The sequence below is a fragment of the Kitasatospora sp. NPDC088351 genome (assembly GCF_040685575.1).
Classification (GTDB): domain Bacteria; phylum Actinomycetota; class Actinomycetes; order Streptomycetales; family Streptomycetaceae; genus Kitasatospora.
Map to the genome: position 1 here is coordinate 23,989 of NZ_JBFBIL010000004.1, position 13,510 is coordinate 37,498.

Genomic DNA, 13,510 nt, shown 5'->3' on the forward strand with positions numbered 1-13,510 from the left:
AAATATCACGCAATGTCCATAAATCGTCACCTAACGTTGCGACCGGTCCCCTTCCCGTCGATCCTGGAGCCCCCTGTGCCGTCCGCCGGGCCCGTGGAACAGCAGCCGACCGGCCTCCGGCCGGCGGCGGTCGCCGCCGCCGCCCTGCGCGGCGTCGGCCAGGTCGACCTTCAGGCGAACCTCGTGACGAGCGCGTTGATCCTCGCGGCCCTCTGGACGGCCGGCTGGCGCGTCGGGCTCTTCGCCACCATCGGTACCGCGGTCTCCACCGCGGTGGCGATGCTCCTCGGCGCGGAACGCGGCAGCGTCGCCCTCGGTCTGCAGGGCTACAGCGGCTGCCTCACCGGCATCGCGCTGGTGACCTCGCTCGGCGACCACCTCTCGACCTATCTCCTCGCGATCGCCGGGGCGGCCGTCTGCACCCTGCTGACGGCCGCCCTGACGACGCTGCTCGCGCCGTACGGGCTCACGGCGCTCACCGCGCCGTTCTGCCTGGTCTCCGGCGTGATGGTGCTCGCCGCACCGTCCTTCGACCGGATCTGGCACGGCGCTCCGACGGCCGCCGTGACGACGACGACCACGGGCGGCACGAGGATCGCCTGGGGCGACCTGTGGCACGGCTTCCTCACCAACGTGTCGCAGGTCTTCCTGGTGAACGACTGGAGGTCGGGGCTCATCATGCTCGCCGGCCTCGCGGTGGCCGGCTGGGCGGTGGTGGCGTTCGCCGCCGCGGGCAGCGCCGTCGGCATCCTGGCCGCCTGGGCGCTCGGCGCGCCGACCACGCTGATCGCCGACGGCATCTACGGCTACAACGCCGTCCTGGTCGGCATCGCGCTCGGCGCCGTGTTCCTTCGCCGCACCGTCTGGAACGGCTGCTACGCCCTGTTCGGAGCGGCCGTCTCGACCGGGCTGACCGCCTCCCTGACCTCGTTCTTCAAGCCGTTCGGCGGCCACACCTTCACCTGGCCGTTCATCCTGACGACCTGGGTGCTGCTGGCGGCCGTCCCCCAGCTGTCGCGGCTTGAGCGGGCCGGGTGACGCCCCGAGGCCCACCGCACCGCACCGCACCACATCCCACCGCACCGCACCGCACCGCACCGCCGGCCCCTTGCCCATCAGCGGTGCACCACAGCCCAGGAGGTACCGACGATGAACCTTGCTCCGCGTGAGCTCGACAAGCTGCACGTCTATGTGGTGGCGGACCTGGCCCGCAAGCGCCAGGGGCGCGGGCTCAAGCTCAACTACAGCGAATCGGTGGCCCTGATCACCGAGGCGATCCTGGAGGCGGCCCGGGACGGCAGGAGCGTCGCCGACTGCATGGCACTCGGCCGGACGGTGCTCGGCCCGGAGGACACCATGCCGGGCGTGCGCGAGATGCTCGGGCTGCTGCAGGTCGAGGCGTCCTTCGTGGACGGCACGAAGCTGGTCTCCTGCCACGACCCCATCGGCGGCTGAGCCGGGTGCACCGGCTCGGGAACCAGGATCCGGTGGTCGCCGTGTGCGGTCACGAGAGCGCGAACGGCGAGGCGCTGGAGGGGATCCCGGGGGTGCTGCCGGTCGGCACCGGCCGGCGGCTGTTCCGGCTGGTCCGCGAGCGGCTGCGCGACCAGGAGCGCCTCTGCGTCGTGCCGATGACCCTGGGGCGCGATCCCGCGCTGGTCGCGGACGCCGCGCGGACCCTGCTCGCGCTGGAGCCCGGGGAGCGCGCCAGGGTGGTCCTGTCCGAGCCGTTCGGCACCGCGGAGCACCTCGTCGGCTGGCTGCGGGCTGCGGCGAGCCGGCTGCCGGCGGAGACGGCGCTGCTCGTCACCGCGCCCACCGGCGGGCCGTCCGAGGACGCGGAGCTGTACCGGATCGCCCGGCTGGTCTGGCAGTACGGCCGCCACCGCATCGTCGAGGTCGGGCTGACCGGCGGCGATCCGGACCCGGCCGCCGGGGCCCGCCGCTGCCGGCGGCTGGGCGCCGCCCAGGTGACCTTGCTGCCCGCCGCGTTCGTCGTGCCCCGGCCGCCCCCGGCGGCCCACTGCCCCGGGCCGCTCCTCACGCCCTCCGGGCTGGCCCAGGTGCTCCGGTCCCGGGCCGCGGACGCCTGGCAGCGCCGGTACCAGCGGGGTGCGGACGGCATCGCCGAAGGGCTGGCGGCCGGCCACGGGCACAGCCACGAGCACCGGCACGACGACGGACCCGACGACCGGCACCACGACGGGCACGGCGACCAGTACGGCCACGGCCACCGGCACGACCACCGCCGCGAGCAGGACCACCAGAACCAGCACGGGGAAGGCCAGGGGCACGCCGCCCACGCCCACCCGACCGGAAGGAGCACCACATGACGTTCCGCCAGAAATACCTCTACGGCGAGGGGCAGATCGAGCTCAACGCCGGCCGCCCCACGCTCACCGTCACGGTCCGCAACACGGGGGACCGCGCGGTGCAGGTCGGCTCACACTTCCACTTCTTCGAGGTCAACTCGGCTCTCTCCTTCGATCGCCGGCAGACCCTCGGCATGCACCTGAACATCCCCGCCGGCACCGCCGTGCGATTCGAGGCCGGCGACACCAAGGAGGTGGAGCTCTGCACCTACTCGGGCACCGGCCGCCTGCTGGGCTTCAGCGGACTGCTCAACGGAAGCACCGCCTCCCAGCCGGCCAGGGTGGAGGCGGTCCGCAGGGCGATCGAGCTCGGCTTCCAGGGCGCCCAGAACGCCGCGGCCGACGCGGACGGCACGGACGGCGCCGCCGAGGCGGACACCACCACCGTTCACACCTCCTCGTCCCACAAGAAGGGCTCCCGCTGATGCCGATCCTGCCGCGCAAGCAGTACACCGACATGTTCGGCCCCACCGTCGGGGACCGGTTCCACCTGGCCGACACCAACCTCGTGGTCGAGGTGGAGCGGGACTTCAACGAGGGCAACTACGGCGACGAGGTGCTCTACGGGGGCGGGAAGACCATGCGCGACGGCATGGCCTCGGATCCGCAGGCCACCGCGGCCCAGGGCGCGCTGGACACGGTGATCACCAATGTCGTGGTCATCGACCCGGTCGTGGGCGTGGTCAAGTGCGACATCGGGATCAAGGACGGCTTCATCGCGGGAATCGGCAAGTCCGGCAACCCGCTGACCCAGCGCAACGTCGACCCGCGCCTGGTGATCGGCGCCGGCACCGAGGTGATCGCCGGGGAGCACCTGATCGCCACCGCGGGCGCCATCGACACCCATGTGCACCTGATCGCGCCGCAGCAGGCCGAGCACGCGCTGACCAACGGGATCACCACGCTCATCGGTGGTGGCACCGGACCGACCGACGGCACCAACGGCACCACCTGTACGCCGGGCCCGTACAACATCGGCAGAATGCTGCAGGCCTGCGAGGCCATGCCGGTGAACATCGGTCTGATGGGCAAGGGCAACGGCAGCCTGCCGGCCGCGCTGGTCGAGCAGATCGAGGCCGGCGTCTGCGGGCTGAAGGTGCACGAGGACTGGGGTGCGACCCCGGCCGTGATCGACAACGCGCTCGCCGTCGCGGACCTTCACGACGTACAGGTCTCGATCCACACCGACACCCTGAACGAGGCGGGCTTCTTCGAGGACACCCGCTCCGCGATCGACGGCCGGACCATCCACACCTTCCACAGCGAGGGCGCCGGCGGCGGACACGCACCCGACATCATCCGGGTCGCGGGCGAGCCGAACATCCTGCCCGCGTCCACCAACCCGACGCTCCCCTACACGTCGAACTCCGTGGACGAGCTGCTGGACATGGTGATGGTCTGCCACCATCTGAGCCACGACATCCCCGAGGACGTCTCCTTCGCCGACAGCCGGGTCCGCGCCGAGACCATCGCCGCCGAGACGGTCCTGCACGACCTCGGAGTGATCAGCATCATCTCCTCGGACTCGCAGGCCATGGGCCGGGTCGGCGAGTCCTTCACCCGCGCGTTCCAGGTCGCGCACCACTGCAAGGACAAGCGCGGGAAGCTCGCCGAGGACGGTGAGCGCAACGACAACCAGCGGGTGCTGCGCTACCTGGCCAAGGTGACCATCAACCCGGCGATCGCCACCGGCATCAGCGACTACATCGGCTCGATCGAGCCCGGCAAGCTCGCCGACATCGTGCTCTGGCCGATCCACTCCTTCGCCGCCAAGCCGAAGATGGTGATCAAGGGCGGAATCATCTCGTGGGCGCAGATGGGCGACCCCAACGCCTCCCTGCCGACCCCGCAACCGGTCTACTACCGGCCCACGTTCGGCATGGCGGGACGGGCCCTGCAGGCCAACCACGTGACCTTCATGTCGCAGGCCGGTATCGCCGCCGGCGTCCCCGCCGAACTCGACCTCAAGCGCCGGGTGCTGCCGGTGCACCGCACCCGCGCCCTGGGGAAGGGCAACATGCTCCGCAACGACGCGCTGCCGCGGATCGAGGTCGATCCGGAGACCTACAAGGTCACCCTGGACGGCGAGATCGCCACCATCGAGCCCGCCCGGGAGCTTCCGCTCAACCAGCTGTTCTTCCTGGTGTAGCGCCGGTGTCCACGGGGAGCGCGGAGCACAGGGCGCTCAACGGCACGGCCCCCGGCCGCGCGAACCCCGGCCGCGCGGATCCCGGCTGTGCGGATCCCGGCGGCACGGCCGGACCGGCCGCCGTACCCGCCGGGGACCGGCCGGGGCTCGCAACCCTGCTCGTCAGCCTGCAGCTGGCCGACTCGGCGTTTCCTAGCGGCTTCTACACGCTCTCCCACAGTCTGGAGGGCTTCGCGCAGGCCCGGGCCGTGGACCAGGACACCCTGCCGCTGCTGCTGGCGGACCTGCTGCGGCACGGTGTCGGCCCCTCCGACGCCACGGCCCTGGCCCTCGCCCACCGCGCCGTGGGCGAGGGCGCGCCGGAGCGCGTGGCCGAGATCGACCGGTATCTGTACGCGACCAAGCTGAACAGCGAGATGCGTCGCGCGGCCACCCGCACCGGACGCCAGCTGCTCGATCTCGCCGAGGAGGTCTTCGACCGGCCGGAGATCACCGCCTACCACCGGACGGTCCTCGGCCGGGCCGCCCCGGGCACCCAGGCGGTGGTCGCCGGCGTCGTCTACGCGGCCACCGCGGTACCCGTCCGCGAAGCCGTCACGGCCGACCTGTTCGCCTTCTGCGCCAGCTTCGCGGGCGCGGCCCTGCGGCTGCGGCTGACCGACCACCGCCGCGCCCAGCGGCTGCTGCGGGGCGCGGCCCCCGTGATCGAGGAGACCGCGGAGCTGGCCGTGCGCCGCGAACTCGCCGACGTCGGCGCGACCGTCTTCGTCGCCGACGCCATGTCGGGCCGGCACGAACGCGCGGAGGCCCGGCTCTTCGCCAGCTGAGCGCCCCCACCCACGCCACGCATCGAAAGGCAGCAGAACCATGGACGACAACGTGCTCCGGGTCGGCATCGGCGGCCCGGTCGGCTCCGGCAAGACCGCCCTGATCGAGGCGCTGGTGCCGGTCCTGATCGCCCGCGGGCACCGGCCCGCCGTCATCACCAACGACATCTACACCCAGGAGGACGCCCAGCACGTCCGCCGGACCCTGGCCGGGGTGCTCGAACCCGAGCGCGTCGTGGGGGTCGAGACCGGCGCCTGCCCGCACACCGCGGTACGCGACGACCCGACCATGAACCTGGCGGCCGGGGCGGAGATGCTGGAGCGCTTCCCCGACACCGACACGCTGCTGTACGAGAGCGGCGGGGACAATCTGACCCTGACCTTCAGCCCGGTCCTGGTCGACCTGTTCCTCTTCGTCCTCGACACCGCCGAGGGCGAGAAGATGCCGCGCAAGCGCGGGCCCGGGATCACCGACTCGGACCTGCTGGTGATCAACAAGATCGACATCGCCCAGTACGTGCGCACCGACGTCACCGTCATGGAGTCCGACGCGCTGCGGGTGCGGGAGGACCGGCCGGTCGTCCTGACCGACTGCCTCACCGGCGAGGGCATCGAGAAGATCGCCGCCTTCCTGGAGTCCCGGCGCGCGGTGCTGATCTGACGTGCCGACCGCCGTGGACCGCCTCGTCCGTTCCTACTACCAGCCGGACCGCGTCCCGTCCGAGGTGTCGGACCTGGCGTCCGTGCCCGACACCCTCGGCCCGGGCTCGCCCGCCAAGGTCGGCATCCTCGACCTCGGCTTCGAACTGCGCCAGGGGCGGACCGAACTGGTCGAGCGGTACCAGAAGGCGCCACTGCACCTGATGCGGCCGCTCTGGATCGACCAGCACCTGCCCGGGATGGCGTTCGCCTACCTGATGGCCACCGGAGGCGGCATCGCCCAGGCCGACCGTCACCGGATGGACTTCCGCTGCGGCCCCGGCACGGAGGTCCACCTCACCACCCAGGCCGCCACCAAGGTCTACCGGATGGAGCACGACTACGCCACGCAGCTCGTGAACCTGACGGCGGCGCCCGGCAGCTACGTCGAGTACTGGCCGGACCCGCTGATCCCCTTCAAGGGCTCACGGTTCTACCAGCGCACCGAGGTCACCGTCGCACCGGGCGCCACCGTCCTGCTGGGGGACACTCTGACCGCCGGGCGGCTGGCCCGGGGGGAACGGCACCAGTACCGGGTGCTCGCCACCGACCTGCGGATCGGCCGGCCCGACGGCAGCCCCCTCGCGATCGACACCCTGCGCCTCACGCCCGACGGCGGTGCCCCCGGTACGGGTGTCCTGGGGCCCGGTGTCCTGGCCGGCCACGACCAGGTCGTCTCGGTCTTCGTCGTCACCGACCGCCGGCCGGCCGCCGAGATCGCCGACGCGCTGCACGGGGCGCTCGCCGGTCTGGACCTCCTCCACGGCGTCAGCGTGCTGCCCTACGACTGCGGCGCCTGGCTGCGGCTGCTCGGCGACGACCCGGTCCTGGTCGCCGGGGCACGCGCCGCCGCCTGGAACGCCGTACGCCGGCTGCTCACCGGCCACCCCGCGCCCGACCTCCGCAAGCCCTAAGCCCTCCACCCGACACCCGCCACCCGATACCCCGAGGGACCGTCCCATGATCGCGCTCGCTCCACCGATGCCGCCCGGCTACGACTCCGGAGACACCGCCTGGCTGCTCGCCTCCACCGCCATGGTCATCCTGATGACTCCCGGGCTGGCGTTCTTCTACGGCGGGATGGTCCGCACCAGGCACATCCTCGTCATGCTGAAGATGAGCTTCGCGGCCATGGCCTTCGGCACGGTGCTCTGGTACCTCGTGGGCTACTCCCTCGCCTTCGGTCCCGACGTCGGCGGGGCGGGGCTGATCGGCAACCTCGACCACGCGTTCCTGCGCGGGATCGGGATCACCACGCTCACCGGTGCCATCCCCTCGTACGTCTACAGCACCTTCCAGATGGGCTTCGCGATCATCACCGTCGCGCTGGTCAGCGGCTCCATCGCCGACCGCGCCACCCTGCGGGGGTGGCTGGCCTTCGTGGTGCTCTGGCTGCTGATCGTCTACATCCCGGTCGCGCACTGGGTCTTCGACCCCGACGGCTGGATCGTCAAGCACCTCGGCGCCCTCGACTTCGCCGGCGGACTCCCCGTCGAGCTCAACTCGGGGGTCGCCGGGCTGGCGGTGGCGCTGGCGCTGCGCGACCGCTCCGATCTCACCCGCCGCGAGGAGCGCCCCAACAACATCCCGCTCGTGACGATCGGCGTGGCCCTGCTCTGGTTCGGCTGGTTCGGTTTCAACTCCGGGTCGGCGCTGAACACCCAGGGCAATGCGGCAGCCGCCTTCCTGAACACCCAGCTCGGCGCCGGCGGTGCCATGATCACCTGGCCGCTGGTCGAGAAGTGGCGGACCGGCCGGGTGAGCACGATGGGGGTCCTCTCCTCGGCTGTGGCCGGCATGGTGGCGATCACCCCGGCCTGCGGCGAGATCGACCCGACGGGTGCCCTGGTCACCGGCCTGGTGGCGGGTGTGGTCTGCGCCTTCGCGGTCACCCTCAAGTACCGCTTCGACGTGGACGACACGCTCGACGTGGCGGGGGTGCACGGCGCGGGCGGGTTCGTCGGGCTGGTCATGGTCGGTCTCTTCGCCACCGCGCGGATCAGCGGCACCAAGGGGCTCTTCTACGGCGGGGGCTGGGCGCAGCTGGGCAAGCAGCTGGTCGCCGTGGCGGCCGTCGCCGCGTTCTCCTTCGTCCTCAGCTGGCTGATCGCCAAAGCGGTGCACTCCGTGGTCGGTTTCCGGGCCGGACAGGAGTACGAGGCCGTCCCCGGCGAGGCGGCCGAGCGCGCCTACGACTTCCAGACGGCGGAGCGCCTCGGGGCACTGGTCTCCGACAAGCCCATCACGGGCGACGACGAACTCGTGGAGCAGATCCGCCGGCTGCTCCGTTACCGCCAGGACGGCTGACCGGGGGGACCCGCCGGGGATGGGCGGAGCCCGGCCGGCCTTGTGATGCGGCCGGCCGGGCTCCGCCCTCCCGTTGTCCGGGCCCGGTCAGCGGCCGTGGCCGTGCCCGCTCCCGTTGTCGTGCAGCGAGTTGGTCTCCTGGATCTTCTTCCACGACCTGGGCTCCTGCGGCAGCGCCGCGGACGCCGGCCCGGCCACCGCCTTCGCCGGAGCCCCCGCCGACGGGACCGCCGGCTTGGAGGGCGTGAACAGCCAGGTGGTGAAGAGGTCCCCGAGCTTCTTCCCGGAGATCCGCTCCGCGTACGTCTGGAACTGCTGGACGGTGGCGTTGCCGTAGCGGCGCTCGGCCGGCCAGCCCTTGAGGATCTGGAAGAACTTCTCGTCGCCGACGGTGTTCCGCAGCGCCTGGACGGCCACCGCGCCCCGGTCGTAGACGGCGCTGGAGAACTGGTGGTCCGCGCCCGGGTCGCCCGGCTTGACGGTCCAGAACGCGTTGTCCGCCGGGTAGTAGGAGTACACGTAGTCGGCGAGCTCCTGTGCCGTGCCCTCGTTCTCGTGCTCCGACCAGAGCCACTGCGAGTACCGCGCGAAGCCCTCGTTGAGCCAGATGTCGCTCCACCGCTGGACGGAGACGCTGTCCCCGTACCACTGGTGGGCCAGCTCGTGGACGACGACCGAGGTGTTGGCACCGCGCGCGAACTGCGCGGGGCTGTAGAAGATCTGGGTCTGGGTCTCCAGCGCGTAGCCGGTGGGCACGTTGGGCACGTATCCGCCGACCGAGGTGAACGGGTACTCGCCGAAGTAGCCGCTCAGCCAGTCCACCAGTTCGCCGGTGCGCTCGACACTGGCCCGCGCCGCCCCGTCGTTCTCGCCGAGGTCCTTGCTGTACGCGGTGATGACGGGCAGTCCGCTCGGTGTGGTGTCGGTCCTGACATCGAACCGGCCGATCGCCAGGGTGGCCAGATAGGTGGCCTGCGGCTTGGTCTGGCGCCAGTTGTACCGGGTCCAGCCGGCCCGCGAACTCTGCCCGGTGGAGAGGCCGTTGCTGATCACCTGGGTACCGTCCGGCACCAGGACCGACACATCGAAGGTGGCCTTGTCGGTCGGGTGGTCGTTGCTCGGGAACCACCACCAGGCGGCCACCGGCTCGTTCGCCGCGACGCCCCCGTCCGGCGTCCGCAGCCAGGCCGAGTACCCGTCCCGCTCCACCTCCCCCGGCACCCCGGAGTACCGGACGACCACCGTCACCGGGCTCCCCTTGGCGATCGGCCGGTCCGGGGTGACCTCCAGCTCCGCCTCACCGGTGCTGGCGAACCTGGCCGCCCGCCCGTTCACCAGCACCTGCTGGACGTCGAGCACGAAGTCCAGGTTGAACCGGGAGAGGTCCTGCGTGGCCGTGGCCAGAATCGTGGTGGTGCCCTCCAGCAGGTCGGTGGCGGGCTGGTATTTCAGCCGGATGTCGTAGTGCGAGACGTCATATCCGCCGTTGCCGTACGTCGGGTAGTACGGATCCCCGACCCCCGCCGCCCCCGGCGAGGGCGTCGCGGCCGACGCGGGAACGGCCAGGAGCAGAGCGAGAGCGCTGGCAGCAGAGACGATCAGCCTCTTGCGCACGATGGTCCTCCAGGGCTACTGGGACAGTGGGTTGGATCGAACCCTGTCCCAGCGGACCCCCGCTCACGCCTAAGTTATGAGATTTTCATAAGAAGAAACGAGCCGAAACGCTCCCCAGCCGGCCGGCACCCCGTCGCGCCGCCCGGGCCCCGTACCCGGCTCACCCGCCCAGTGTCACCGGTGCCCGGACCAGGGAGCCGTACTCCGTCCACGAGCCGTCGTAGTTCTTGACGTGCGGGTAGCCCAGCAGCTCGGTCAGCGCGAACCAGGTGTGCGCCGACCGCTCGCCGATCCGGCAGTACGCGATCACCTCGCGCTCCTCCTCCACGCCCTTCCCGCCGTACAGGGCGCGCAGTTCGTCCGCCGAGCGGAAGGTGCCGTCGTCGTTGGCCGCCTGCGACCACGGGATGTTCACCGCGCCGGGGATGTGTCCGGGCACCTGCGCCTGCTCCTGCGGCAGGTGCGCCGGCGCCAGCAGCTCGCCCCGGTACTCGGCGGGCGAGCGGACGTCCACCAGCACGACGTCCGAACCGGGCTTGGCGAACACCTCCGCCTTGGTCAGCACCTCGTCGCGCAGCGCCCGCAGCTCGGGGCGCTCCGGGCCGGCCAGCCGGTAGCCGGTGTGCTGGTAGTCCATGACCTCCTGGGTGCGCTCGCGCCCCTCCAGCTCCCACTTCTTGCGCCCGCCGTCCAGCAGCCGCACCGGTCCGAAGCCGCGCAGGCGCAGCAGCCAGTAGGCGTACGCGGCGAACCAGTTGTTGTTGCCGCCGTACAGCACCACGGTGGTGTCGTCCTCCACGCCGGCCGCGCGCAGCAGCGCCTGCACGGCCTCGCGGTCGGCGTAGTCGCGGCCGACCCGGCTGTGCAGGTCGGTGGTCCAGTTCCAGCCGACCGCACCGGGGATGTGGTCCCGGTCGTACGCGGTGGTGTCCTCGTCCACCTCGACGACGCGGATCGTCCCGTCGTCCAGGTGGTGCGCCAGCCACTCGGTGCCGACCAGCGCCTCGGGGTGTGCGTAGCCGTTGCCGGTCATCGCCGCCCTCCTTCACTCTGCGCCCACGGCACGGCCGGGCGCCGGCGTGCTCCGCCACGCGACCGGGCCGGACACTTCGAACCTACGTCCGACCGTCCGCCCCGGCCACCCGCCCCGAAACGCCCTGAACGCCGCCGCACCGCCCACGTCTACCGCGCGGTCACCGGCCAGGGCACCTCCGAGCGCTTCTCGTACCCGAAACCGGCCGCCTCCCAGCGCGCGCCCTCCTCGGCGAGCCGCTGCCGGAACCGCTCCCAGTCGTGGGCGGTCTTCGGGGACCAGCCCAGCTCGGCGATGGCGGGCAGCCGCGGCAGCAGCATCAGGTCCAGCTCGGCGGGGCTGCTCAGGGTCTCCGTCCACAGCGGGGCCTCGACGCCCACGACGGAACCGGCCGGCAGGGCGGCGTTCAGGGTGTCCGGATCCCAGGAGTAGGCGGACCAGACGTCGACCGTCCCGGCCCAGCGCAGCCCCAGCGGGTACGAGCTGTCGTACTTCATGTCCAGATAGGTCCGGCCCGCCGGGGACATGATCACCTTGGCGCCGCGGCCGGCCGCCTCCCTGACCTCCTGCTCGTGGCCGCCGTTGGCGTCCCAGTACTGCAGCAGCCCGACCCCGCCGGGACCGGCGGCCGCCGCGGTCTGGTTCCAGCCGACCGGGATCTTCCCGGCCGCGACCACCTGGGCGCTCACCCGGCGGACGAACTCCTGGTAGTCGGCGGGCGCCAGCTTCTTCACCTCGTCGCCACCGATGTGCAGATACGGGCCGGGGGTGAGCCGGGCGAGCTCGGCGACCACGTCGCCGGTGAAGGCGAAGACCGCGTCCCCGGTGGGGCAGACCGTGCTGAAGCCGACCTCGATCCCGGTGTACGGCCAGGGCCGCGCGCTGCGGGTGCAGTCCAGCTCGGGGTAGGAGGCGAGCACCGCGTTGCTGTGCCCGGGCAGGTCGATCTCGGGGACGACGGTGAGGAAGCGCTCCTGCGCGTAGCGGACGATCTCCTGGTAGTCGGCCGCGGTGTAGAAGCCGCCGGGCGTGCCGCCGACCTCGCTGCTCGCCCCGATCTCGGTGAGGGCGGGCCGGGCGGGGACGGCGATCCGCCAGCCCTGGTCGTCGGTCAGGTGCAGATGCAGGTGGTTGACCTTGTACAGGGCCAGCCGGTCGATGTACCCCTTGACCTCGTCCGGGGTGAAGAAGTGCCGCGCCACGTCGAGCATGGCGCCCCGGTAGGCGTAGCGCGGGTGGTCGTCGATGTCGACGGAGGCGACCGTCCAGTCCGTCCCGTCGGTCACCCGTGACCGGCTCTCGACCTGCGGGGGCAGCAGTTGGCGGAGCGTCTGGGTACCCCGGTAGAGCCCGGCCGGGGTGCGGGCGGCGATCCGGACGGCCGCGGAGTCGGCCGTCAGCCGGTAGCCCTCGTCGCCGGTCTCCTCCGGCATCGCGGGGTCGAGTTCGAGCCGGATGCCCTCGGCCGCCCCCGCCGGAGCGGCGCCCGCCCCGGCCTCCACCGTCAGCGGGAAGCCGGTCGGCCGGCGCAGCGCCTCGGCCAGTTGCTCGGCGACGGCCCGCACCCGTACGGCCTGCTCCTCGGCGCCGCCGGAACCGCCGGTGGCCCCCACCCGGACGACGGTCCGCTCGGAGATCCTGAAGGCCGGGCCCGAACCGGCCGCGACGGACAGCGGCGCGGGGATGATCCGGTCACCGGTACGCGGGCCGCGCGCCGCGGCGCCCCCGTCCGCGTCACCGTCACGGCCGGCACCGCCGATGGCGCGGTGCACGCCGAAACCGGCGGCCGCCAGCGCCAGGACGGCGGCGATGACCAGCAGTCTGCGGGTCCGGGCGGCGAGCCCGGATGTTCGAATCGGCAAGGCCGCTCCCGGTGTCGTCGTGCACGCGACCTGCCCGCGTTCACGGGCGGTTCACCGGAATGGTCTCAACCAATCGCCGCATTGTCGTGAGCTTCGTACGAATTGACGACCCGACGGATCCGGCGATCGCCGGCGCCGCTTACGAGAACCTGACCGAGCGGACCAGCAGCCGGCTCCCCGCCTGCCCGCCCGGCCGCAGAACGTACGATTCGCCACCCCGGCAGTCGAAGCCGGCGTAGACGGTCGCCGCCGCGTTGGTGCGGTTGCTGGGCGTGTACGCCGCCTCCTCCTCGGTGGCCTCCGGCACCTTGACGCACTCGCCGCTGCGCGGGTCGAACAGCGCGCCGAGCTGCTCGCCCAGGGCGTTCCGGTACTTGTAGCGGAACTCGCCGCCCGCGGCGTCGGCGGAGACGGGGACGGCGAGAACGAGGGCGAGCGCGCTGGCGGCGGCGAGCACGGCGTTGCGGAGACGCATGTGGGGTGGCCCTTTCAGGGCGGTACTCGGCGGTACCTGGGGAATTGATGCGTTATCACCCTAGGGGCCCAAAAACTGCGGAAACGATCCTGCCTATCCACTCTTTCGGGTGGTTTAAGCCCAAAAGCCGCTACTGGGCGTCTCCGTACTCGCACCCCATTCCGACGAGAAA

General features: G+C 71.9%; 13 protein-coding genes. 9 read left to right on the forward strand and 4 right to left on the reverse strand.

Annotated elements, in window-relative coordinates:
- Positions 1-93: 93 nt before the first annotated feature.
- The 9 genes from AB0P06_RS04150 to AB0P06_RS04190 all read left to right on the forward strand — a co-directional run bounded on the left by AB0P06_RS04150 (position 94) and on the right by AB0P06_RS04190 (position 8,354).
- Positions 94-1,038 (forward strand): urea transporter, encoded by a 945-nt coding sequence (locus AB0P06_RS04150; RefSeq protein ID WP_363604939.1) that lies wholly within the window; start codon positions 94-96, stop codon positions 1,036-1,038.
- 111 nt (positions 1,039-1,149) lie between these two features.
- Positions 1,150-1,455, forward strand: a complete 306-nt coding sequence (locus tag AB0P06_RS04155) for an urease subunit gamma (RefSeq protein WP_363604940.1) — start codon at positions 1,150-1,152, stop codon at positions 1,453-1,455.
- 41 nt (positions 1,456-1,496) lie between these two features.
- Entirely contained in the window at positions 1,497-2,333 is an 837-nt protein-coding gene (locus AB0P06_RS04160; protein WP_363604941.1) for a cobalamin biosynthesis protein CbiX, read from the forward strand.
- Positions 2,330-2,797, forward strand: coding sequence for an urease subunit beta (locus AB0P06_RS04165; RefSeq protein WP_363604942.1), 468 nt, complete (start codon positions 2,330-2,332; stop codon positions 2,795-2,797). The genes AB0P06_RS04160 and AB0P06_RS04165 overlap by 4 nt, the downstream gene beginning before the upstream one ends.
- A complete protein-coding gene (ureC, locus tag AB0P06_RS04170) occupies positions 2,797-4,521 on the forward strand; it encodes an urease subunit alpha (protein WP_363604943.1) in 1,725 nt (574 codons plus the stop codon). The genes AB0P06_RS04165 and ureC overlap by 1 nt, the downstream gene beginning before the upstream one ends.
- A 155-nt stretch (positions 4,522-4,676) precedes the next feature.
- Complete coding sequence (locus AB0P06_RS04175) at positions 4,677-5,348, forward strand: urease accessory UreF family protein (RefSeq protein WP_363605158.1); 672 nt, start codon at positions 4,677-4,679, stop codon at positions 5,346-5,348.
- A 40-nt stretch (positions 5,349-5,388) separates the two neighbouring features.
- Positions 5,389-6,009 carry an urease accessory protein UreG gene (gene ureG, locus AB0P06_RS04180; protein ID WP_363604944.1) on the forward strand — a complete coding sequence of 207 codons (621 nt, stop codon included), beginning with the start codon at positions 5,389-5,391 and terminating at the stop codon, positions 6,007-6,009.
- A gap of 1 nt (position 6,010) precedes the next feature.
- On the forward strand, positions 6,011-6,961 hold the full coding sequence (locus AB0P06_RS04185) for an urease accessory protein UreD (protein ID WP_363604945.1): 951 nt from the start codon (positions 6,011-6,013) through the stop codon (positions 6,959-6,961).
- A 46-nt stretch (positions 6,962-7,007) separates the two neighbouring features.
- Positions 7,008-8,354 carry an ammonium transporter gene (locus tag AB0P06_RS04190; protein WP_363604946.1) on the forward strand — a complete coding sequence of 449 codons (1,347 nt, stop codon included), beginning with the start codon at positions 7,008-7,010 and terminating at the stop codon, positions 8,352-8,354.
- Between the two features lie 87 nt (positions 8,355-8,441).
- Here AB0P06_RS04190 and AB0P06_RS04195 read toward each other — a convergent pair whose 3' ends face one another.
- The 4 genes from AB0P06_RS04195 to AB0P06_RS04210 form a co-directional block, all read right to left on the reverse strand.
- Positions 8,442-9,968: a M1 family metallopeptidase gene (locus tag AB0P06_RS04195; protein ID WP_363604948.1), complete on the reverse strand. Its 1,527-nt coding sequence runs from the start codon at positions 9,966-9,968 to the stop codon at positions 8,442-8,444.
- Between the two features lie 160 nt (positions 9,969-10,128).
- Positions 10,129-11,001, reverse strand: coding sequence for a sulfurtransferase (locus tag AB0P06_RS04200; RefSeq protein ID WP_363604949.1), 873 nt, complete (start codon positions 10,999-11,001; stop codon positions 10,129-10,131).
- 149 nt (positions 11,002-11,150) lie between these two features.
- A complete protein-coding gene (locus AB0P06_RS04205; protein ID WP_363604951.1) occupies positions 11,151-12,863 on the reverse strand; it encodes a family 20 glycosylhydrolase in 1,713 nt (570 codons plus the stop codon).
- Positions 12,864-13,002: 139 nt separating this feature from the next.
- Entirely contained in the window at positions 13,003-13,338 is a 336-nt protein-coding gene (locus AB0P06_RS04210; protein ID WP_363604953.1) for a hypothetical protein, read from the reverse strand.
- Between the last annotated feature and the right edge of the window lie 172 nt (positions 13,339-13,510).

Excerpts from the sequence above, each read along its gene's own strand:
- AB0P06_RS04200 (WP_363604949.1), bottom strand. The coding sequence starts at position 11,001 with ATGACCGGCAACGGCTACGCACACCCCGAGGCGCTGGTCGGCACCGAG.
- AB0P06_RS04210 (WP_363604953.1), bottom strand. The coding sequence starts at position 13,338 with ATGCGTCTCCGCAACGCCGTGCTCGCCGCCGCCAGCGCGCTCGCCCTC.
- ureG (WP_363604944.1), top strand. The coding sequence starts at position 5,389 with ATGGACGACAACGTGCTCCGGGTCGGCATCGGCGGCCCGGTCGGCTCC.
- AB0P06_RS04190 (WP_363604946.1), top strand. The coding sequence starts at position 7,008 with ATGATCGCGCTCGCTCCACCGATGCCGCCCGGCTACGACTCCGGAGAC.
- AB0P06_RS04155 (WP_363604940.1), top strand. The coding sequence starts at position 1,150 with ATGAACCTTGCTCCGCGTGAGCTCGACAAGCTGCACGTCTATGTGGTG.
- AB0P06_RS04165 (WP_363604942.1), top strand. The coding sequence starts at position 2,330 with ATGACGTTCCGCCAGAAATACCTCTACGGCGAGGGGCAGATCGAGCTC.
- ureC (WP_363604943.1), top strand. The coding sequence starts at position 2,797 with ATGCCGATCCTGCCGCGCAAGCAGTACACCGACATGTTCGGCCCCACC.